Here is a 20,402-nt window from a genome sequence, read left to right on the forward strand (position 1 = left end):
TGCGGGGATGGTCTTTCCTTTCGGCGCGTTGCGCGTAGAATCGGACCGGTCCCGTCCAAGGGACCGGAGGGAGCGGAGGGAATCCGATGATTGGAAAGCGATCGCTGGCGGTTCTGGCGCTTCTTGCACTGACCGGCAGTGCCTTTGCCCAAGTCCCGCAAGAGCAAAAGCCGCTCAGTGCAGGGCATATCATGGAGGCGCGGCTCATGGGGCTGAACCCCTATGTTTTCACCCGCACCGAGATTGCAGAGATCCGCGGCGAGCCGAGCTGGCGCGACCGGCGCCAGCGCATCCGCATGCTGCTCGAGCGCAAGGTCAAAGCGGGCGAGGATATCTCGCATCCCTTCACCTCCAGCGAATGGCGCGGTGTCGATGGCGGGATTGCCGAGCGCTACGGTCCCCGTCCCTAGGCCGCTTCCTGCCGAAGGCGGAAGCCGGCTTACGCAAATAAACGTGATGGGTAACTCCCGTTGCACGGGATTACTCCTTGAAAACGATTTGAAAAGGAGTGCCCGATGAGGCTTGTTTCCATTCTAGCAGCCGCCGCGGCTTTGGCGGCAACGACTATGGCTGTGCCGGCGATGGCTGACCACGGGCGCGGTCACGACGATGATCGGGGCCGCAATTATTACTACGATCGCGGCGGCCATCACGGGCAGGGTTACAACCGCAACGACCGTCACCACCGTGACAGCGACCGGCGCAATTACCGCGGCGAAGATCGCGACCACCGCCGCGGCGATCGCGACCGCCATCACGACAACCGCGAATACGGCTGGTCTCACGGCAAGCAATGCCCGCCCGGCCAATACAAGAAAGACGGCGAGTGCCGCCGCAACAAGGACAAGCGCACCGAGCATCGCTCGGGCCAGAATGTCGGTGATCTGCTGCGCGTGCGCGACTACACCTACATCAACAATCCGCAGCGCTTCAGCCTGCCCGAAAACGGGAACTGGCGCTACTACCGCCGCGATGGCCGCATCTACCGCGTCGATTCCCAAACGCAGCGGATCCAGCGGATCTACAACGAACGCCGCTAAACTCCGCGCCATCTCCCGAAAAGAAAATCAAAGCTCCGGCCCTTCGGCCGGAGCTTTTTCCATTTTGACGGGTGGCGATGAAAAAGGCGGGCCGTACTGCTGCGGCCCGCCTCCTTGTTGGTGCAAAGTTTGGCCCGTGTCAGGCTTTGTTTGCTTCCTTTTCGGCGTGCAGACGTGCCTCTTCTTCGGCGCGTTTCATCTTGGCGACCTGCGGGTCCACGTTGGGATCGCGGCGGGTCAGCTTGCTGAAGACGCTCAGCACGAAGACGAAGAACACCGGCACGAAGAATACCGACAGGATGGTCGCGGCAATCATGCCGCCGATCACACCGGTACCGATCGCGTTCTGGCTCGCGGCCGAAGGGCCGGTCGCAATCGCCAGAGGCACAACGCCCAAGGTGAATGCGAGCGAGGTCATCAGGATCGGACGGAAACGCAGCTTGGCTGCATGGACCGCCGCATCGATCAGCTTCTCGCCCTCGGCCCGCAGATCCTTGGCGAATTCCACGATCAGGATCGCGTTCTTCGCCGAGAGGCCTATGATCGCGATCAGACCCACCTTGAAGTAGACGTCGTTGGGCATGTCGCGCACCATCAAGGCGATGACGCAACCCAGAATGCCCAAAGGCACGACCAACATCACCGACAAGGGGATCTGCCAGCTTTCGTAAAGCCCCGAGAGCAGCAGGAAGATGAAGACGATGCTCATGCCGAAGAGCAGGGTCGAGGTATCGCCCGACTGGATCTCTTCGAGCGACTGGCCCGTCCATTCATAGCCGAAGCCCTGCGGCAGACCGGCTGCCAGCTCCTGCATCTTGGCCATTGCCGTCCCCGAGCTGTAACCCGGTGCCGCCTGACCCGACAGACGCACTGCCGGATAGCCGTTATAGCCGACGACCTGCGACGGGCCGACCTCCCATTGCACGGTCGCAAAGGACGAGAAGGGCACCATGCCGCCATTGGCGTTGCGCACCGTCAGCTTGAGGATGTCTTCGGCCTGCATCCGCGATTCCTCGCGAGCCTGCAGCATGACGCGCTGCATCCGGCCCCCGTTGGGGAAGTCGTTGACATAGGCCGAGCCGAGGAACTGCGAGATCGTGGCGCTGATGTCGCCGAAAGCCACGCCGAAGGCATTAGCCTTTTCGCGGTCGATCGAGACATAGACCTGCGCCGCCGGCGGCAGACCCTCTTTGCGCATGCCGACGATGACGCCGCTGGCCGAAGCCTCCTGCATCAATTGCGCGGCGGCTGCGTCGAGCGCCTGTTGGCCGAGACCACCGCGGTCCTGCAGACGGAAGGCGAAACCGCCCGTGGCACCGAAGCCCGGAATGGGCGGCGGCGACAGCGAGAAGGCCTGCGCATCCTTCATCATGAAGAGCTGGCCGTTGGCGGCATTGGCGATGTCTTGCGCCGAACGCGTGCGCTCGCTCCAGTCCTTGAAGGTGGTGAAGGCGATACCCGCGTTCGTGCCCTGACCCGAGAAAGAGAAGCCGCGAACAGTCACGGTATTGGCGACCTCGGGCATGGCCGCATACATGTCGGCGATCGAATGCAGCACCTCGTCGGTGCGGTTCGAACTCGAGGTTGCGGGGGTCTGCACATCCGAGATCACGAAGCCCTGGTCTTCGTTCGGAAGGAAGCCGGTCGGCAGCTTGATGAAGCCGTAGCCCATGGCCACGACCAGCAGCACATAGAGCACCATCATGATGCCGCGACGACGGATCGCGCGCTGGACGCCATGCGAATAACGCTCGGTCGCGCGGTCGAAGTTGCGGTTGAACCAGCCGAAGAAGCCTTTGCGCTCGTGGTGGGCCGAGATCGGCTTGAGGAAGGTTGCGCAAAGGGCAGGGGTCAGCGACAGCGCGAGGAAGGCCGAAAACAGGATCGACACGACCATCGTCAGTGCAAACTGGCGGTAGATGATGCCGGTCGCTCCGGGGAAGAAGGCCATCGGAATGAACACGGCCGCCAGAACCATCGTGATCCCGACGATCGCGCCCGAGATCTGCGTCATCGCCTTTTGGGTCGCAGCCAGCGGGCTCAGACCTTCCTCGGCCATGATCCTCTCGACGTTTTCGATGACGACGATCGCGTCATCGACCAGAATCCCGATGGCGAGCACCATCGCGAACATGGTCAGAACGTTCACCGAGAAGCCCGCGACCAGCATCACCGCAATCGTCCCGCAAAGGGCGATGGGCACGACGATCGTGGGGATCAGCGTATAGCGGATGTTCTGGAGGAAGATGAACATCACGATAAAGACGAGCAGCATGGCTTCGCCGAGGGTGTGAACCACCTTCTCGATCGAGGCCGCAACGAAGGGCGTGGTGTCGTAGGGGATCGAGAATTGCACGCCCGCGGGGAAGAACCGCGACAGCTCTTCCATCTTCGCTTCCACCGCCTTGGATGCGGCCAGGGCGTTACCCGTGGTCGACAGCTGAAGGCCGACCATCGCGGCGGGCTGGTTGTTCAGATGCGAGTTGAACGCATAGTTTTCCGAGCCGACCTCGACGGTCGCGACATCCGACAGACGCACGGTGGAGCCGTCGGGATTGGCGCGAAGAACGATGTTGTTGAACTCTTCGACGGTGTTGAGCTGGCCTTTCAGCAAAACGGTTGCGGTCAGCTGCTGCGAGATCGGGTTGGGGTCCGCACCGACGCGACCGGCCGAGACCTGCGCGTTCTGGGCGCGGATCGCGGCGACGACATCGCTCGAGGACAGGTTGAGACCGGTCATCTTGTCGGGGTCGATCCAGATCCGCATCGAGCGCTCCGAGGCGAAAACCTGCGCGCGGCCGATCCCGTCGATCCGCGAAAGCTCGCCCACGACGTTGCGGTTGATGTAGTCGCCAAGTCCGGTCGGGTCCATCGATCCGTCCGCCGAGGTCAGCGCGACGATCATCAGAAAGCCCGCGCTCGCCTCTTCGACGATCACGCCCTGATCGACGACCGATTGCGGCAGAAGCGACTCGACGCGGCTGACGGCGTTCTGCACGTCGACCTGCGCTTTGGCGATATCGGTGCCGGGGTTGAAGGTCGCGGTGATGCCCAAAGCGCCGGAGCTGTCGGCGGTGGATTCGTAATAGATCAGGTTCTGGACCGAGTTGAGCTGTTCCTCGATCGGTTGGGCGACCGATTCATAGATCTCGGTCGGGGCTGCACCGATATAGCTCGTCGAGATCGAGATCTGCGGCGGAGCAACCTGCGGATATTGTGCGATCGGAATATTCGGGAGTGCGAGCAAGCCCGCAAGCACGATGAAGATCGATACCACCCATGCAAGCACCGGGCGATGGATAAAGAGTTGTGCCATGCGTCCCTGTCCTTACTCGTTCTTTTCGGGCGTCTGGGCCCCGTCTTCGGCAGGAGCGGCGCCTTCGGTCGCGGCGGCTGGTGCGCCGGCCTCTGCCGGTTGGGCTGCCTCGACCGCAGCTTCGTCGGTTGCCGCATCGGCGGTGTCGCCTGTCGCGGCCTCCGCCGGAGCGGCTGCCGCCGCCGTGGTGTCATTCCACGGTTCTGGCGCCATAGCGGCTTCGGGGTAAAGCTTCTGGGCGCCTTCGACGACGACTTGCTCGCCTGCGGCAAGACCGCTCAGCACGATCCAGCGCGGTCCGAGGGTCGGCCCGAGGGTGACGGTCCGGCGTTCGGCCTTGTTCTCGGCACCGACAATATAGACGAAGGCATTGCCCTCGCCGTCGCGCTGCACCGCCATTTGCGGGATCGCGAGCGCGGCTTCGGCAATCGCTTGCTCGATGCTGATGCGGACATAAAGGCCCGGCAGAAGGTCGCCGTCGGGGTTCGGGAATTCGCCGCGCATCGTGACCTGACCGGTCAGCGGATCGACGGTCGCTTCGGAAAAGAGCAGGCGGCCGGGTTTGTCGTAGACCGAGCCGTCGTCATAGATCAGACGCACGCGTGCCTCGCCCGGTGCGGTGGCAACCAGTTGGCCCGACTGCATCGCGCGGCGCAGCTGGAGCACGTCCGACGAGGATTGCGTGAAGTCGGCATAGACCGGATCAAGCTGTTGGATCGTCGCCATGATGTCGGTTTGCGAGGTGACGAGCGCGCCTTCGGTCACCAGCGCGCGGCCGATGATCCCCGAAATGGGGGCGGTGACATCGGTGTAATCGAGATTGAGCTGCGCCTCTTCCAGCGAGGCCTGCGCGATCGCGACCTCGGCGTCGGCGACGGCCAAAGCGGTCACGGCGTTTTCAAGATCGACCCCGCTCGAGACGCGGCGCTCGCGCAGACGTTCGGCGCGCTCCTGTTGGTCGCGGGCGTTGAGCTGGTTGGCCTGAGCGCGGGCAAGGGTCGCCTGCGCGCTCGCGACGCGGACGCGGAACTGCGAGGAATCGATGCGGTAAAGCACATCGCCTTCCTTGACGAAGCTGCCCTGTTCAAAGACGCGCTCGAGCACGATCCCGCTGACGCGCGGGCGAACCTCGGCGGTGCGGGTCGCGGAGACGCGGCCGGGAAGCTCGCTGACGACGGGCAGCGGCTCGGGCTTGAGGGTGATCACGCTGACGGGCGTCGGGGGCATCTGCCCCCCGTCTTGCTGGGCCGACAGGGTTGCGGGCGCAAGCATGGCGGCAAGTACGAGAGGTAGGATGGTCTTTGCCGACCTGAGTGAGAACATGAGGGAAACTCCGAAAATTCTTGCGCTTTGTTGCGTGCGGACGCGGTGTGTCGGTCGGTTGGAAATTCGTTGGTTCTTGTCTTGGAGGGGCGTTTTCAATTGCTTGCCGCAGGTTCCGGCCCCGAAGATTGCAGGAGCCCGCGGATATCGTCCAGAAGCTCTTGCCGAGATTCTGAATCAAAGCGACAAAATCCGAAAAACTCCAGCGATTTTATCCCGTGGAGGGCCAGATAAGCGAGACTGGCGCGGCGCGGGTCATCGGCCTCCTGGGCGACGCGGCCCATGGTCTGGCAGATTTCTTCGCACATCAGCGCATGGCATTCCTCTTCGGCGCTCATTGCCGAAGAAATCAGCATCGCGATCGAGACCTCTTCCTCGGTCGGCGATTGCTCCGACGCTTGGAGCAGGCCGCGCAACCAGCGGTTGGGGGCGTCGTCCTGCGGCAAAAGCGCGTCGAGCTGTTCGCGATGTGCGGCGATACGGCTGCGGGTAAAGGCGGCAAGCAGGCCGGCCTTGTTTTGGAAGTCGTAGACCACGCTGGATTTGCTGATGCCGGCTTCCTTGGCGACAGCGTCGATCGACAGCCCGCCGACACCCTGTCTGCGGACAACCGATTCTATGGCGAGCATTGTCGCCTCGCGGTCAATCGTGCGCTTGCGGCCCATGGTTTGCCTTTTGGGCGGTCCGGTCGGAGTGACCGGGCCAGCCATTCGGAAATAGCGGAACGAGCGTTCGGATATATTCGGCCTGCGATCTTGTCAATCGGAGCAATGATTGTCTTGCGGAAAATCAATCGCTCAGGGCAGGGAGGCCGCGCCCGCACCAGCGGAAATCACGCCCGATCAGACCGCTCTGCGACTCATCCGTGCGACCTTCTGCCGCAAGACCGCCCCCTCAGGCCCCGCCCTTGCGCAGCACCGAAAACTTGTGCGGCGAGATCCCGTATTGCTTGCGGAAGATCTTGGAGAAATGCGCGCTCGATCCGTAGCCGCAGGCGACGGCGACATCGATCACGCCCATATTCGTCTCGGCGAGCAGCGCGCGCGCATGCTGAAGCCGCAGCCCGTTGAGATATTGCAGCGGCGTCAGCCCGAGGTATTGCTGGAAAAGCCGCTCGAGCTGGCGGCGCGAGACCTCGACGTGATCGGCGCAGGCATCGAGGTTCAGCTCCATCTCGATATGGCGCTCGAGAAAGGCCACCGCGCGCACCAGCTTGTCGTTGCGCGTCCCCAGCCGCGCCGCCAACGAGGCGAGCTGTTCATCCTCGCCGCCGCGCTGTTGGCCGAGCAGGCACATGTTCATGACGGACTGGCTCAGCGCCTCGCCGTAGAAATCATGGATCAGCTTGAGCGCGAGATCGGCCGAGGCAACCCCGCCCGCGCAGGTCACGATCCGGTCCTCGATGCAGAAAATCCGGCGCTCGGGGGCGAGGTCGGGGTACTTCTCGGCAAAGCTGGTGAGGTTTTCCCAATGAAGCGTAAAGCGCTTGCCGCTCAGGATGCCGGCGCGCGCCAAGGCATAGGCTCCGGTGCAAAGCCCGCCGACCGTGCGGCCGAGCCGCCATTGCTTGCGGATCCAGCTGGTGAGCGCGGGCGTGCAGGCGCGTTCGGGCAGGACGCCGCCGCAAACGAGAACGTAATCGGCGCGGCCATCCTCGGGCAGGGCGCCGTCGGGCATGACCGTGACACCGTTCGAGCAGGTGACGGGGCGGCCGTCTTCGGAATGGATCTGCCATGTAAAGAGGATCTGGCCGGTCAGCTGGTTGGCGACCCGCAACGGCTCGATTGCCGAGGTAAAGGCCAGCATGGTGAAATCGGCCATCAGCACGAAATCCACCGAGACCGGTTTTGTCACGGTCTTCGACAGCGCCATATGGGCGATGCCGCGCGCGACATAGCGCGATTGGTCGTCGCGCGGCTGGTCCTCAGGCTTCCGGCCTGTTTTCGGTTGGTCGCCAGCGACCTGCCCGGCGGGGGAAGATCCCTCCGGTCCCTGAAGCGGCGCAAAGGAAAGCTGTCCTTGCTGTGATTTCTGATCTGTCACCTGCGCTTGGGCCCCCTCCGCTTGCGCCCGCCTTCGCGGCTTGCCGCGAATCCCGCGAGGCGTCTGCCGCGTCTTCTTTGTCATAGCGAAAGCGCCGCCCTGCATCCAGATGGCGCTTTTCCCTGCACATGTCCCGTGCGGCCAGACACCTTTTCGTTGCGGCAACCGGAACCAAAGACCATTTGCCGAATTGGTATAGAGTAACCTCGACCTCGGGACCGCAAACGTTTAAGACATATTGCGACCTCAATGACGGCCTGCGAATCCCGTGCAAATGATGACTGATACCGGACCGACCGACAAAACCGCACCGCCGCGCCGGTCCACGCGCTTCGATACCCCGTCCGAACTTTATACGCGCCTGCCCGAGATCCAGATGCTGACCACGATGCGGCCGCGTCAGGACGAGGGCAATCTGCAGTATCTTTACCGCCTCCGCTCCTCGACCACCCCCGAGGAAAGCGTGACCTTCGCCGCCTTCGCCGCGCAACCGACTGTGGCCGCAGGCTGGGGCTATGAATGTCTGCGTCTGATGGCCGACCATCTCAGCCCGCTGGAAAAGCCGATGCTGCAGGATATTGCGGCCTGGGTCAGCAGCCCGACCACGGCGATGCGCCACCGCCTGATGCGCGAGGCGCTTTTCGCACCGACGCGGACGCCTTCGGTGTTGCTCGGTCTGGCGGTCGGCTGGTCGGTGGGCGGTCCCGCCCCGAACGATCCGATGCGCCCGCCGCCCTATCGCACGCCGCAAGCGATCAACAGCGCGGTTTTGTCCTGCCTCGCGCGTTCCGAATTGTCGCGCAGGCCCAGCTATCTCGCACGGTTCATCGATATGGCCGAAACCTTGTTCAGGGCGTTCTGAGCTGCCCATGTCGCTGACCCTTCTCATCGAAAACTACCAGATCCTCGACGATGGCGGCCCGGCCAGCATCGTTGTGCCCGAGGCGGGCTTGCAGATCGGTCGCCGCGAAGGGATGGGTTGGGTGCTTCCCGATGCGAGCCGCCATATTTCGGGCCATCACCTCGATGTCTATTTCAGGGACGGCGCGTGGTGGCTGCGCGACCAATCGACCAACGGCACCTTCCTGCACGGCATGCGCCACCGGCTCGACGGTCCGCACCGGCTTGAACATGGCGACCGGTTCCAGATCGGCCAATATGTTGTCGTGGCCCTGATGGATGCGCCTTCGATGAATGGCGGGATGAATCCGGGCTCGCTGCCGTCCTATGGCGGGCCGGTGTTCGCGCAAGAGTCCGAAGAGGACCCTTGGTCGGTCGGCAGCGGTCAGGGCGGTTTGATGCCGGTCGATCCGGTTCCGGTCCATCCCCAGCAGCATTCCTCGGGGTTCGAGCGCGAATTCATGGCCTTCCCCCGTCATGCCGAGCCCCCGCCGGTTGCCGTTCCTCCGCCTTTCGCACCGGCGCATCAACCGCAAGCTTTCGGGCATGGCGCTGCGCTGCCCCATCCGGCGCAGGCGGACAATGCCTCGCCTTTTGCGGCCGCGATGCCGGACCAGCCGATGGGCCTTCCGCCCGGGCAAGGCGCGGGCTTTGCCCCTGTCGATCACCGGCCGGTCTTTGTTGAAGCGCCCCAAGCGGTCCCGCCTTCGGCTCCTGCCGATGACGGGCGCGGCTTTGCGCGTGCCTTTTGCGAGGGTGCGGGCCTGCCGCCGGAATGGGCCGAGGGTGTGCCGCCCGAGAACCTTGCGCGCCTTCTGGGCGAAACCATGCGCGCAGCCACTTCCGAGGTGATGCTGGCCTTGCGCGATCGCGCCTCCGCCAAGCAGTTCGTGCGGGTGGGCGAGCGCACGATGCGGGCGGCGACCGACAACAACCCGTTGAAGTTCCTTCCTGATCCGGATCAGGCGCTCGAGGCGATGTTCCTGCGTCCGCGCGCGGGCTTCATGACGGGAACGGCCGGTTTCGACGAGGCTTTGCGCGATCTGCGCCAGCATCAGGCTGCGCTTTTCGCGGCGCTGCAACCCGCGCTGATGAAGCTGATGGGCGATCTCGACCCCGGCGCGATCGAGGCGGGGACCGAGGCGGGCCGCTTTGGCGCCAACCGCAAAGCGCGGGCCTGGGAGACCTTTGTCACGCGTTGGGATGCCAAGGCTGCGCCGCATGAAAACGGCATTCTCGACGAATTCATCCAACATTTCGCAAGCGCATACCGCGACGCATTGGCGCGCGGCTCCGGCCAGATCGGGTGAGCGCACGATGGACAGGACAGCACAGCCGGCGAAAAGCCGCAGGATACGGGGAAGGGGCTGAGAGCATGGCGTGGGAATGGTTGCAAGAGCCGGTCACCGTGGCCGAACCCTGCGGACACGATCTCGAAAAGAGCGATGATCCAGATTTCATCGACTATTACTTCGAGGCCGAGGGCCGTCTCCCCGACCGCTATTTCACGCCGGGCGTGCCGAACCTTTTGGGCGGTAGCGAGGACCAGCTTTTCGATCCGCGCTCCGTTTTGTTGCGCCGCGAGACGGAATCCATCACCGGATTGCTGCAACGCAGCCGCGACCTGCGCCTTCTGAGCCTGCTGGCGCGGTTCCAGATCCTCGCCGCGCGCCCCGCCGACTTTGCCGAGACGCTCGAGGCGGTGGCCGATCTTCTGGCATTGCGCGGCGATCTCGTGCACCCGCAGATCCAGACCACGACCTCCGAGCGGCGCGGTGCGCTGGATGCTCTGGCCGAACAGACCACGGTGATCATGCCGCTGGTCCATCTTCCGTTCCTGAACAACGCCGACATCAGCTACCGCAGCTTTCTGGTGGCCGATGGTGCCGCCGAGCCGCGCATGTCCGAGGCAGAGCAAACCGCGACCACCGGCGATATCGTCTCGACCCTGAAAAACGCGGCGAATGTCGCGCCGCTGACCGCGCTCCATACCGCCTTGAGCCGCGCGGCGCAGGCCTATGCCCGCATCATCACGCTGAGCCGAGGCCATCCGAGCCATCCCTTCACGCCCGATTTCTCGGCGGTCTTCGCTACGATCGCAGACCTTCAGAAACTGATCGCCGAGGCTTTGCCGAACCTCGCCCCCTGGAGCGCGGCGGATACCGCTCCCGAGCCGACGGCCACGGACGAAGACGTGCCGCCTCCTTCCTCCGACGAGCCCGCACAGCTGCTCCAGCCCGCGAGCCTGCCACAAGCAGGTTCGGTCCATATCGCAAGCCATGCGCAGGCCAGCGCCGTGATCGGGGCGGCTGAAGGCTATCTCGCGCTGAACGAACCTTCGTCGCTTTCGCTGCTTTTGGTGACGCAGGCGCGGCTTTTGGTCGGCAAGTCCCTTGTCGAAGCAATCGAGCTTTTGCGCCCGCACGAGGCCGAACGCGCCGCGCTCAATCTCGGGCGCGGATTGGGCTTCTCGCTGGACATGTCGCGCCTTCGGATGCTCGCCCAATCGGCGCCGCAGACGCGGGACGAAGGGGCGGATCGCGGCACGGGTGATTCTGGTTCCCTAGGGGAAACTAGATCGGTGGTAATCGCCGATCGCGGGCAACTCGCCTCGAATTTGCGCGGCGTCGAGGAGTTCTACATGCGCAACGAGCCAGCAAGTCCGGTTCCCGTTCTCCTTGGAAGTGCAAGAACGATGCTCACCAAAACTTTTGACGCGATTTTAGGCGAATTGTTACCCCAAACACCTGAACAAGTATAGTCTAATAAGATTTATGCGCATTGACATATAGCAAATAAACACGTTCATCATCATCAAGACTGAGGATCTGGAAACATGGCATCGGATAAATCCACGGATTTTATTAAACGCAACCGTCCTCCGCGGGTGAACATCTCGTATGAAGATCCCTACGACAGCGAGAAGATGGTCGAGCTGCCCTTCGTGATGGGCGTGATGTCCGATCTGTCGGGCAATTCGTCGCCTGTCGACAAGCCGGCGATGGAAGAGCGCGAGTTCGTCGATGTGACGGCCAACACGCTGGACGAATATGTCGACAGCGTTCGTCCGGGCATCGCCTTCAACACCGAAAACCGTCTGGGCGACGGCGAGGGGCGTCTGGCGGTCTCGCTGGAGTTTTCCTCGATGGACGACTTCAATCCGGCCAATGTCGCGCGCCAGATTCCGGCACTGAAAAAGCTGCTGGAAGCACGCGAGCATCTGGCGAACCTCCAGCGCTACATGAACTCCAAGCCCAAAGCACAAGAGCAGATCCGCCAGTTGCTTAACGATCCCGAGCTGATGGCCGCTCTGGCCGAGCGCAGCAAGGTCGAAGAGAAAGGTGAGGACGAATAATGGCTCACGAAGCTCAAGTCGAATCAGGCCGTCCGGAGGCCCTTGCCGAGCTTGAAGGCTTTTCGGACATTCTGCGTCAGACGATCAAGCCGCGCACCGAAGTTGCCGCACGCGAGGTCGATAATGCCGTTGTCGCGCTGGTGCGCGAGGCGCTCGACGACGACACGTTGATCGCCGACGACGTGATCGACACGATCGACGCCATGCTCTCGAAGCTGGACCAGAAGCTCACCGACCAGTTGAATGCCGTGATGCACCACGAAGAGTTCCAGAAGCTGGAATCCTCGTGGCGCGGCTTGGCCTATACGGTCAACAATTCGGAAACCGACGCCAGCCTTCGCGTGAAGGTGATGAACGTTTCCAAGAAAGAGCTGCAGCAGATGATGCGCCGTTTCCCCGGCGCGAAATGGGACAAGTCCCCCCTGCACCAGCGCATCTACGAGGCCGAATTCGGCACGCTTGGCGGAAAGCCCTTTGGTGCGCTGATCGGCGACTACTTCTTCGATCACTCGACGCCTGACGTCGCTTTGCTGCGCGATATCGGCAAGGTCGCGGCTGCGGCCCATGCGCCCTTCATCTCGGCTGCCGCGCCCGAACTTCTGGGCATGGATAGCTGGACCGAGATCGGCGTGCCGCCGGATCTGTCCGAAATCTTCGACACGCCCGACTACGCTGCATGGAACAGCCTGCGCGATTCCCAGAATTCGCGCTATATCGCGCTGACCCTGCCGCGCGTGCTTTCGCGTGAACCCTACGGCCAGAGTTCCAATTCGGTCGTCGAGGAATTCAATTACGAAGAAGAAACCGATGGTCGCGCCGGCGAGAAATACGCTTGGATGAACGCGGCCCATGCTTTGGCCGTCAACATCAACCGTGCTCATAAAGAGCATGGCTGGACCGTGCAAATCCGCGGTGTGCAGTCGGGTGGCGAAGTTCTGAGTCTTCCGACCCATACGTTTGAAACCGGCGACGGTGCAAAAGAGCTGAAATGCCCGACCGAAGTTTCGATTACCGATCGCCGCGAAGGTGAATTGTCGAAGGCTGGCCTGATCGGCCTTATTCACCGCAAGCACACGGATAAAGCGGCCTTTATCGGTGCGCAAACGATTTATCGCCCCAAGAAGTACGTCGACGAGATGGCAACCGCTTCCGACAATTTGTCGTCGCGTTTGCCTTATATCTTCGCGGTGTCGCGTTTCAGTCATTATCTGAAATGTATGGTGCGCGATAAGATCGGTCAAAGTCCCGATCGCAACCAGTTGCAATTGCAGCTGCAAACCTGGGTTAACAAATACGTTTCGGCTAACCCTGAAAATGCGAGCGAACGGGAAAAGGCGAAAAAGCCTTTGGCCGGTGCCAAAGTGGAAGTTGTCGAGGACGAGGAGAATCCCGGTTACTACATGGGTAAATTCTACCTCAAGCCGCACTTCCAGCTTGAAGGAATGGATGTCGGGATGTCTCTCGTCTCCAAACTGCCGAAAGGCAAGTAAACGGTTTGACCACCACTTCCGCAAAGGGAAAATAAATGGCTGTTGATTTTTTTCTGAAACTTTCCAATAACATCCGGGGCGAGTCGCAAGACGATACCCACCGCGATGAGATCGATGTTCTGGGCTGGAACTGGGGTCTCACCCAGTCGGGGACCACGCATCTTGGTAAAGGCGGTGGCGGCGGCAAGGTCAATGTTTCGGATCTTCATCTGACCAAATATGTCGATCTGGCCACCAACGACCTGATCAAGCGTTGCGCAAGCGGTGAGCACATTGAAAGCGGCGAGCTGGTTGTTCGTAAATCGGGCGGCAACAAGCCGGTCGAATATATGAAAATCGCAATGAAAAACATCATGATCTCCAGCTATAATACTGGCGGTCAAAAAGATGGTCTGGATCGTGTCCAGGAATCGCTTTCGCTGAACTTCCGCTCGTTCGAAGTGACCTATACCACGCAGGACGACAACGGTGGCGCAGGCGCCGAGACGACCGCTGGCTGGGAAATCGCAGAGAACCGCCCGCTCGGCTAATCTGTTCTTTTTGAACGATATATGGAGCCGGCGAATTCTATCGCCGGCTCCTTCTTTGCGTGATCCCGCTCGCGCATTCTCGTGCTTCGGTTAGGAAAATGGCCAATAGATCCGATCCGGAACGCCCCTCCCGCAGGGGGCAATACGAATTCGCCGAGAAAGGCGGATTGCGGCAAATGTCGCTGATGCATGTTTTCCGCGAGGCAGCCGAAAACAAGGATTCGCGCGACACAGGACGGCACTATTCCGACGGGGACCGTGATTTGACGACCCGAAGCCAGAAAAGGCGGGAGGGTGCATCAGATGCCGCATTACGCCGCGATTTGGCGCGCGACGTTGCCAGTTTGATGAATACGATCAGGCTCGATACGGTCAGCGATCTTGATGACGCGCCTTATGTGCGGGATTCAATCGTCAACTTCGGCTTTCAGGATCTCGAAAGCCTGTGGAAGTCGCATATGAGTATGACCGAGGTTGCCAGCGCGATCCGGACAGCTTTGATCCGCAATGAGCCCCGCCTGCGTCCGCAAACTTTGGAGGTTCGCATCAAGGAAGAGGACCCTTCTCCCGATCAGCGCGTTACATTTGAAATCTTTGGCGAAATGATTTCGAGCCCGACCGACATCTCGATGGAGTTTCTTGCCGAAGTCGACCCGTCGCTCGGGAAGATCCAGATGAAAAGAATGCAGGACGAAACATGAGAAAGGCCTTCCGCGACGCTTATAACCGTGAACTGGCGCTGCTCTACGAGCGCTCGGCGGAATTCGCGGCGGAGTTTCCCGGTTTGGCGGACCGCTTGGGCGGCCTCTTGCGTGACAATGCCGATCCGTGGATTGCGGGCTTGCTTGAGGGAACCGCCTTTATGGCGGCGCGGGTCCAGCTAAAAATCGATGAGGAGTTCTCCGGCTTTACCCGCGAACTTCTGGAGCAGATCTTCCCCGAAGCCCTTTCACCCATTCCAAGCGTCATGCTCGTCGAAGCGCATGTCCCGCTTGATCGCCGCGATATAGACGAGGGTTTGCGCTTCGAACGTGGCGAATATCTCGATGCACGGTTTCGCGATGCCGATCAGCGTGTTTCCTGCCAATTCAGCCTTTGTGCGCCACTTGATATCTGGCAAATCGAGCGGACTCTGGTTGTTTATCACGACCGTCCGGCATTGATCGGATCTTTGGGCCAGGATCCAACCGAGAAAACCCGTGCAGGGCTCCAGATTGATTTGCGCCACCAGAACGGCGGATCCTTGTCCGAACTGCCGCTTGATGACCTGACCTTCCATCTGACCGGTGCAATGCCGCAGGCCGTGGCGCTTTACGAGCAAATCCATTGCGACTGTCTGCGCATCTCGCTGCGCTACATGTCGCCACAGGGCGATCCGGTGTTTATCCGGCTCGCGCCGGAGCAGCTGTCGCAAATTGGCTTTGGCGCCGACGAGACGCTTTTCGCCTCCGACAACCGCTTGTTTGGCGGCTTCTCGCTTTTGCGCGACCAGTTCATCTTTCCGCGCCGCTTTTTGGGTTTCAAGATCGGCGGTTTGCGCAAGATCCTCTCGCGGATCAAGAGCGCGGAGGCGCAGCTGGTTCTCGAATTCGGGCGCTCGGACGACATGCTTGCGAAACATGTCGATGCAAGCCATGCGCGGCTTTTTTGCGTGCCGGCCGTGAACCTTTTCGAGGAAAGCTCGAACCAGGTCCGGCTTGATGACCGCCGTTACGAATATGTGGTGACGCCCGACAGCTCGCCCCTGACCTATTACGAGGTCCAGCGCATCGAAAAGGTCTATGCGAGCTTCGGGACCGCGCGCAGCCGCGTCGAGGTTTTTCCGCTCTACTCGCTGCCGCCGGGGCAGGTGGCGCAACGCAATGTCATGTTCTACACCACGCGCCGCCGCCAACGCCGCCTGACCGACAGCGAGCGTCAGGCGGGGATGCGTTACGATTATCGCGGCACCGAGACCTTCATCACGATCTACGAGCCGCCCGATATCGACCCGAACGGGCGGGCGCAGCGGCTCCATATTAAGACGCTGTCGTCGAACCGCCATTTGCCGGCCTATCTGCCGATTGCGGGCTCGGACGATTTCCGCATGACGAACGACGTGACCGTGTCGCTCGATTGCGTTGCCGGTCCGACACGCCCGCGCGAGCCCATGACCGAGATCGATCGCGAAGGGCCGCATCGCCTGACGCAGGGCGAGGTCCAATGGCGGCTGATTTCCTATCTCGGGCTGAATCATTTCGGCCTCGATGATCGCGGCACCGGCGATAGTGCGGCGGCCTTGCGCGAGATGCTGTCCCTCTTTGCCGATCTTTCGGACAATGCGGTCGAGACGCAGATTGCGGGGATAAAATCGATTACGACGCGTCCCGTTGTACGATCGATCCGGCGCGAGGACGGCTATTTTCCGGCGCGCGGGCTGGAAATCTCGGTGACTTATGACGAGACCGCCTTTGAGGGGACGGGGGTCATTCTGCTTGCGGCGGTGCTCGACCGCTTCTTTGCCGAATATGCCAATGTTAACAGCTTCACCCAATCGGTGACGATCAGCCAGCAGCGCGGCACCATCAAGCGCTGGCCGCCCCGCAACGGCAAGGGGCCGCTGCTATGATCGCAAGCGACGCCGGTTTCCTCGCGCTTTTGCGCCGGATAGAGCGGGAGAATCCGCACAAGCCGCCGATCGGGCGGTCGCGACGCATCGCCGATGAACCCGCCCGTTTGGGGCAGGACCCGCAGCTGGCCTTTCCCGCGAGCGAGCTCTCGGAGGCAGAGACCAGCTCCAAGGGGCTGCCGGACGTGCGTGCCCAGTTCATCGGTTTTTTCGGCGGCAACGGTGCGCTGCCGCTCAATACCACCGAAGACGTTCTGCGCTGGCGGGAGCATGGCGAAGACGCCTTCGTCCATTTCACCGATATTTTCGCGACGCGCTTTTACCAGTTCTTCTATCGCGCCTGGTCCGACGCCCATGCGGTGACGCAATATGACCATGCAGAGGGCAACCGTTTCGGCGGCTATGTCGCGGCTTTGTCGGGGGTCGGCACGCCGGCTTTCTTCGATCACGACCGTTTTCCCGATCTGGCGCGCCTGCCGCTGGTCTCGATTTTCGGCGGCCGCGTGCGCAGTCCGGTGCGGCTCCAGCAGATGCTGTCCCACTACTTCGGCCTGCAGGTCGTGGTCGAGGAAAACGTTCCCGCATGGATGGAATTCGACGCCGAGGATCACAGCCTTTTAGGGCAAAGCGGCTCGTCCTTGGGGCGCTCGACCTATCTGGGCGCGCGGGTCCGCTCGGTCGGAGAAAAGGTGCGTCTGCATGTGCGGACCCGCAGTCTGGCCGAGTATCGCAGCTTTCTTCCGGGGGCGGAAAACTTCGGCCAGATGGCCAACGTCGTCTTTTGGTACCTCGGCAAAAGCTTCGACGTGGAGATCGCTTTGTCGCTGCCGCAATCGGAAGTTCCTCCGGCGCAGCTCGGGAAAAGCGCCGATCTGGGATGGATGGCCGCTTTGCCGCGACCCAAGAAAAGCAAGAAGACCAAACGGGCCGCCAAGGCCCCCGAGTTTGTCGAGGCGGCGCGTTTCGCGCTCGCCCTCGACAGCGGAATGAGCAATGCGGCCCTCGCGCCGCAAAACGGCAGGAAGTCAGCATGACCGCGATCAGCATCGAAAAATTCGCCGGCAAGATGAACCGTCTTGGCTATGACGCTTTCCTTCAGGCCATGCGCCATGCGCGCGGAGAGGGGAACCGCAATGTCGAGCTGTGCCACTGGCTGTTCTATGCGGTTTCCAGCCAGAACAGCGACATTTCCGTAACGCTGCGCGAGCTGAAGCTGGACCGTGGGCGCATGCTCAAAGACCTCGACAAGACCATGGCCGAGTTGCGCAAGAATGTGACCGAAGTGCCGGGCATTTCGCAAAGCCTTGCGGATGGTCTGAATCACGCCTGGACCTATGCCACGCTCTTTTTTGGCGAGACCCAGATCCGCACCGGCCACCTGCTCGTTGCGCTGTTGAACGACGGCAATCTGCGGCGCGAATTGCTGCTGAACTCCGGCGTTTTCGGGGAGATTTCGGTCGATCAGCTCGGCAAGGAGGCGCGGGGCCTTTGGCAGTCCTCGGACGAGGAAGAAATGCGCCCGATGGACGGCTCGGGGTTGACTGCTGCGGGCACGGGGGGCGAGCGTTCCGACAATGCGACCACCGCGCTCGGCCGTTTCTCGGTCGATATGACGGCGGATGCCGCGGCGGGCAAGATGGACCCGATCCACGGCCGCGACGATGAAATCCGCCAGATCATCGACGTTTTGATGCGTCGCCGCCAGAACAACCCGATCCTGACCGGCGAGGCCGGCGTGGGCAAAACTGCCGTGGTCGAAGGTTTCGCGCAGCGTCTGGCTGCGGGCGATGTGCCGCCCGCGCTGAAGGGCATGCGGCTTCATATGCTCGATATCGGCGCGATGCAGGCCGGTGCCAGCATGAAAGGCGAATTCGAACAGCGCCTGCGCTCGGTCATCGACGAGGTGCAATCCTCGCCGACCCCGATCATTTTGTTCATCGACGAGGCCCATACGCTTGTGGGTGCGGGCGGTGCGGCGGGGACCGGCGATGCCGCGAACCTGCTGAAACCCGCGCTCGCACGCGGGACTTTGCGCACGATCGGCGCGACGACCTGGGCCGAATACCGCAATTATTTCGAGAAAGACCCCGCCCTGACCCGCCGTTTCCAGCCGGTTCAGGTCGACGAACCCGATGTCGAAAAAGCGAGCTATATGATCCGCGGCATCCTTGCCCCGATGGAGGCACACCACAAGGTCCGCATCTCGGACGAGGCGGTCGTGGCGGCGGTCAAACTGTCGGCGCGCTATATTCCGGCACGGCAATTGCCCGACAAGGCGGTCTCGCTTCTGGATACGGCCTGCGCGCGGGTGGCGGTCAGCCAGTCCTCGACGCCGGCGCGCATCGCCGATCTGCGTGACGCGATCAATGCGCTCGATACCGAGATCGGTGCGAAAACCGCCGCCGAGGATCTGGGCGAGCGTGCCGACGATCGTTTGGCCGAGGCCCGCGCCGATCGTGACGCCAAAGCCGCCGAGCTGGTCGGGATCGAGGCGCAATTCGAGGCCGAAAAAGCCGTGGTCGACGAAATCGTCGCGCTGCGCGCCCGTCTGGCCGAGGATGCGGGAGAGGATTTCGACGCCGACGCCACCCGCGCCGAGATGACCGCGAAAATGGCCGAACTCGCCGCGACCCATCCCGACGAGCGCATGGTCTATGCCCATGTCGACGAACAGGCCGTGGCCAGCGTCATCAGCGATTGGACCGGCATTCCGGCGGGCCGCATGGTCGCCGACGAATTGCAGGCCATTCTGGGCCTCGCCGATCACCTGAAAGAACGCGTCATCGGCCAGGACCACGGTCTTCAGATGATCGCGAAACGGGTGGAGACCAGCCGCGCGGGCCTTGGCAACCCAAACAAGCCGATCGGGGTTTTCATGCTCACCGGCCCTTCGGGTGTCGGCAAAACCGAAACCGCGCTGGCTTTGGCGGAACAGCTTTACGGTGGCGAGCAGAACGTCATCACCATCAACATGTCCGAATTCCAAGAGGCCCATTCCGTCAGCCTGCTGAAAGGCGCGCCCCCCGGCTATGTCGGCTATGGCGAGGGTGGCCGTCTGACCGAGGCCGTGCGGCGCAAGCCCTATTCGGTCGTGCTGCTCGACGAGGTCGAAAAGGCCCATCCCGATGTCCACGAGCTGTTCTTCCAGGTCTTCGACAAGGGCATGATGGAGGACGGCAACGGTCGCGCCATCAACTTCCGCAATACGCTGATCCTGCTGACCTCGAATGTCGGCACGGATGTGATCATGCGCATGGCCGATGACGGCGCGGTCACGCCCTCGGTCGAGGTGCTGGAGGATGTCCTCAAGCCGGAACTCCTCAAGGTCTTCCCGCCCGCGCTTTTGGGCCGCATCGTGACGATCCCCTATTTCCCGCTTGGCCGCGAGGTTTTGGCGGGGATCACGGGGCTCAAGCTTGGGGCGATCGTCAAGCGGATGCGCGATGCGCATGGCGCGCGGCTGGCTTACGGCGACGAGGTGGTGGCCCATATCGTCGATCAGGCCCGCGATCCCGACAGCGGCGGCCGCATGATCGACAACATCATCACCAACTCGATCCTGCCCGATCTCTCGCGTCAGGTACTGGCCCGCATGGTCGAGGGCGGCGCGATGGAGGATGTGACGATCACTCTGAAAGACGGAGCCTTCGATTACGTCTTTGGCGCTCCGACCCCAGCCGCGTCGGATGCAGCCCCCAAGGCGAAAGCCGCCAAGCCCGCCGCCGCGAAGAAAAAGCGCAGCAAGGCCGGCGAAGCGAAAGAGGGTGCCGAGGCGTAACGCTCCGCACGACAAAAGC

At 62.1% G+C, this 20,402-nt stretch carries 16 protein-coding genes; 12 read left to right on the plus strand and 4 right to left on the minus strand.

The genetic code is table 11. The annotated features are described in order from the left end of the window. Positions 1-86: 86 nt before the first annotated feature. Positions 87-410 (plus strand): hypothetical protein, encoded by a 324-nt coding sequence (locus ACFFUC_RS16805; RefSeq protein WP_377688034.1) that lies wholly within the window; start codon positions 87-89, stop codon positions 408-410. Positions 411-515: 105 nt separating this feature from the next. Next, positions 516-1,040, plus strand: a complete 525-nt coding sequence (locus tag ACFFUC_RS16810) for a hypothetical protein (RefSeq protein ID WP_377688035.1) — start codon at positions 516-518, stop codon at positions 1,038-1,040. A gap of 139 nt (positions 1,041-1,179) precedes the next feature. Here the strand turns inward: ACFFUC_RS16810 and ACFFUC_RS16815 are convergent, their stop codons facing one another. The 4 genes from ACFFUC_RS16815 to ACFFUC_RS16830 all read right to left on the minus strand — a co-directional run bounded on the left by ACFFUC_RS16815 (position 1,180) and on the right by ACFFUC_RS16830 (position 7,722). Then, entirely contained in the window at positions 1,180-4,356 is a 3,177-nt protein-coding gene (locus ACFFUC_RS16815; protein WP_377688036.1) for a multidrug efflux RND transporter permease subunit, read from the minus strand. Positions 4,357-4,368: 12 nt separating this feature from the next. Beyond that, positions 4,369-5,679 (minus strand): efflux RND transporter periplasmic adaptor subunit, encoded by a 1,311-nt coding sequence (locus ACFFUC_RS16820; RefSeq protein WP_377688037.1) that lies wholly within the window; start codon positions 5,677-5,679, stop codon positions 4,369-4,371. 95 nt (positions 5,680-5,774) lie between these two features. Next, complete coding sequence (locus tag ACFFUC_RS16825; protein ID WP_377688038.1) at positions 5,775-6,344, minus strand: TetR/AcrR family transcriptional regulator; 570 nt, start codon at positions 6,342-6,344, stop codon at positions 5,775-5,777. 229 nt (positions 6,345-6,573) lie between these two features. Then, positions 6,574-7,722, minus strand: coding sequence for a GlxA family transcriptional regulator (locus tag ACFFUC_RS16830; protein ID WP_377688039.1), 1,149 nt, complete (start codon positions 7,720-7,722; stop codon positions 6,574-6,576). 277 nt (positions 7,723-7,999) lie between these two features. On the opposite strand from ACFFUC_RS16830, the gene ACFFUC_RS16835 reads away from it, so the two are divergent. The 10 genes from ACFFUC_RS16835 to tssH all read left to right on the plus strand — a co-directional run bounded on the left by ACFFUC_RS16835 (position 8,000) and on the right by tssH (position 20,383). Beyond that, positions 8,000-8,584, plus strand: coding sequence for a DUF6931 family protein (locus ACFFUC_RS16835; protein ID WP_377688040.1), 585 nt, complete (start codon positions 8,000-8,002; stop codon positions 8,582-8,584). A 7-nt stretch (positions 8,585-8,591) separates the two neighbouring features. Beyond that, on the plus strand, positions 8,592-9,932 hold the full coding sequence (gene tagH / locus ACFFUC_RS16840; RefSeq protein ID WP_377688041.1) for a type VI secretion system-associated FHA domain protein TagH: 1,341 nt from the start codon (positions 8,592-8,594) through the stop codon (positions 9,930-9,932). Between the two features lie 65 nt (positions 9,933-9,997). Then, positions 9,998-11,383 (plus strand): type VI secretion system ImpA family N-terminal domain-containing protein, encoded by a 1,386-nt coding sequence (locus ACFFUC_RS16845; protein WP_377688042.1) that lies wholly within the window; start codon positions 9,998-10,000, stop codon positions 11,381-11,383. Between the two features lie 75 nt (positions 11,384-11,458). Then, positions 11,459-11,977 carry a type VI secretion system contractile sheath small subunit gene (gene tssB, locus ACFFUC_RS16850; RefSeq protein ID WP_377688044.1) on the plus strand — a complete coding sequence of 173 codons (519 nt, stop codon included), beginning with the start codon at positions 11,459-11,461 and terminating at the stop codon, positions 11,975-11,977. Beyond that, positions 11,977-13,467: a type VI secretion system contractile sheath large subunit gene (tssC, locus tag ACFFUC_RS16855; protein ID WP_377688045.1), complete on the plus strand. Its 1,491-nt coding sequence runs from the start codon at positions 11,977-11,979 to the stop codon at positions 13,465-13,467. The genes tssB and tssC overlap by 1 nt, the downstream gene beginning before the upstream one ends. A gap of 35 nt (positions 13,468-13,502) precedes the next feature. Beyond that, a complete protein-coding gene (locus ACFFUC_RS16860) occupies positions 13,503-13,997 on the plus strand; it encodes an Hcp family type VI secretion system effector (protein ID WP_377688046.1) in 495 nt (164 codons plus the stop codon). A 98-nt stretch (positions 13,998-14,095) separates the two neighbouring features. After that, positions 14,096-14,698 carry a type VI secretion system baseplate subunit TssE gene (locus ACFFUC_RS16865; protein ID WP_377688047.1) on the plus strand — a complete coding sequence of 201 codons (603 nt, stop codon included), beginning with the start codon at positions 14,096-14,098 and terminating at the stop codon, positions 14,696-14,698. After that, positions 14,695-16,605, plus strand: coding sequence for a type VI secretion system baseplate subunit TssF (gene tssF / locus ACFFUC_RS16870; RefSeq protein ID WP_377688048.1), 1,911 nt, complete (start codon positions 14,695-14,697; stop codon positions 16,603-16,605). The genes ACFFUC_RS16865 and tssF overlap by 4 nt, the downstream gene beginning before the upstream one ends. Next, positions 16,602-17,639 (plus strand): type VI secretion system baseplate subunit TssG, encoded by a 1,038-nt coding sequence (tssG, locus tag ACFFUC_RS16875; protein WP_377688049.1) that lies wholly within the window; start codon positions 16,602-16,604, stop codon positions 17,637-17,639. The genes tssF and tssG overlap by 4 nt, the downstream gene beginning before the upstream one ends. Beyond that, positions 17,636-20,383, plus strand: a complete 2,748-nt coding sequence (tssH, locus tag ACFFUC_RS16880; RefSeq protein WP_377688050.1) for a type VI secretion system ATPase TssH — start codon at positions 17,636-17,638, stop codon at positions 20,381-20,383. Before tssG ends, tssH begins: the two co-directional genes overlap by 4 nt. The last annotated feature ends 19 nt before the right edge of the window (positions 20,384-20,402 follow it).

This window comes from Paracoccus cavernae (genome assembly GCF_042430175.1).
Taxonomy (GTDB): domain Bacteria; phylum Pseudomonadota; class Alphaproteobacteria; order Rhodobacterales; family Rhodobacteraceae; genus Paracoccus; species Paracoccus cavernae.

Excerpts from the sequence above, each read along its gene's own strand:
- ACFFUC_RS16805 (WP_377688034.1), top strand. The coding sequence starts at position 87 with ATGATTGGAAAGCGATCGCTGGCGGTTCTGGCGCTTCTTGCACTGACC.
- ACFFUC_RS16810 (WP_377688035.1), top strand. The coding sequence starts at position 516 with ATGAGGCTTGTTTCCATTCTAGCAGCCGCCGCGGCTTTGGCGGCAACG.
- ACFFUC_RS16815 (WP_377688036.1), bottom strand. The coding sequence starts at position 4,356 with ATGGCACAACTCTTTATCCATCGCCCGGTGCTTGCATGGGTGGTATCG.
- ACFFUC_RS16820 (WP_377688037.1), bottom strand. The coding sequence starts at position 5,679 with ATGTTCTCACTCAGGTCGGCAAAGACCATCCTACCTCTCGTACTTGCC.
- ACFFUC_RS16825 (WP_377688038.1), bottom strand. The coding sequence starts at position 6,344 with ATGGGCCGCAAGCGCACGATTGACCGCGAGGCGACAATGCTCGCCATA.
- ACFFUC_RS16835 (WP_377688040.1), top strand. The coding sequence starts at position 8,000 with ATGACTGATACCGGACCGACCGACAAAACCGCACCGCCGCGCCGGTCC.
- tagH (WP_377688041.1), top strand. The coding sequence starts at position 8,592 with ATGTCGCTGACCCTTCTCATCGAAAACTACCAGATCCTCGACGATGGC.
- ACFFUC_RS16845 (WP_377688042.1), top strand. The coding sequence starts at position 9,998 with ATGGCGTGGGAATGGTTGCAAGAGCCGGTCACCGTGGCCGAACCCTGC.
- tssB (WP_377688044.1), top strand. The coding sequence starts at position 11,459 with ATGGCATCGGATAAATCCACGGATTTTATTAAACGCAACCGTCCTCCG.
- tssC (WP_377688045.1), top strand. The coding sequence starts at position 11,977 with ATGGCTCACGAAGCTCAAGTCGAATCAGGCCGTCCGGAGGCCCTTGCC.
- ACFFUC_RS16860 (WP_377688046.1), top strand. The coding sequence starts at position 13,503 with ATGGCTGTTGATTTTTTTCTGAAACTTTCCAATAACATCCGGGGCGAG.
- ACFFUC_RS16865 (WP_377688047.1), top strand. The coding sequence starts at position 14,096 with ATGGCCAATAGATCCGATCCGGAACGCCCCTCCCGCAGGGGGCAATAC.
- tssF (WP_377688048.1), top strand. The coding sequence starts at position 14,695 with ATGAGAAAGGCCTTCCGCGACGCTTATAACCGTGAACTGGCGCTGCTC.
- tssG (WP_377688049.1), top strand. The coding sequence starts at position 16,602 with ATGATCGCAAGCGACGCCGGTTTCCTCGCGCTTTTGCGCCGGATAGAG.
- tssH (WP_377688050.1), top strand. The coding sequence starts at position 17,636 with ATGACCGCGATCAGCATCGAAAAATTCGCCGGCAAGATGAACCGTCTT.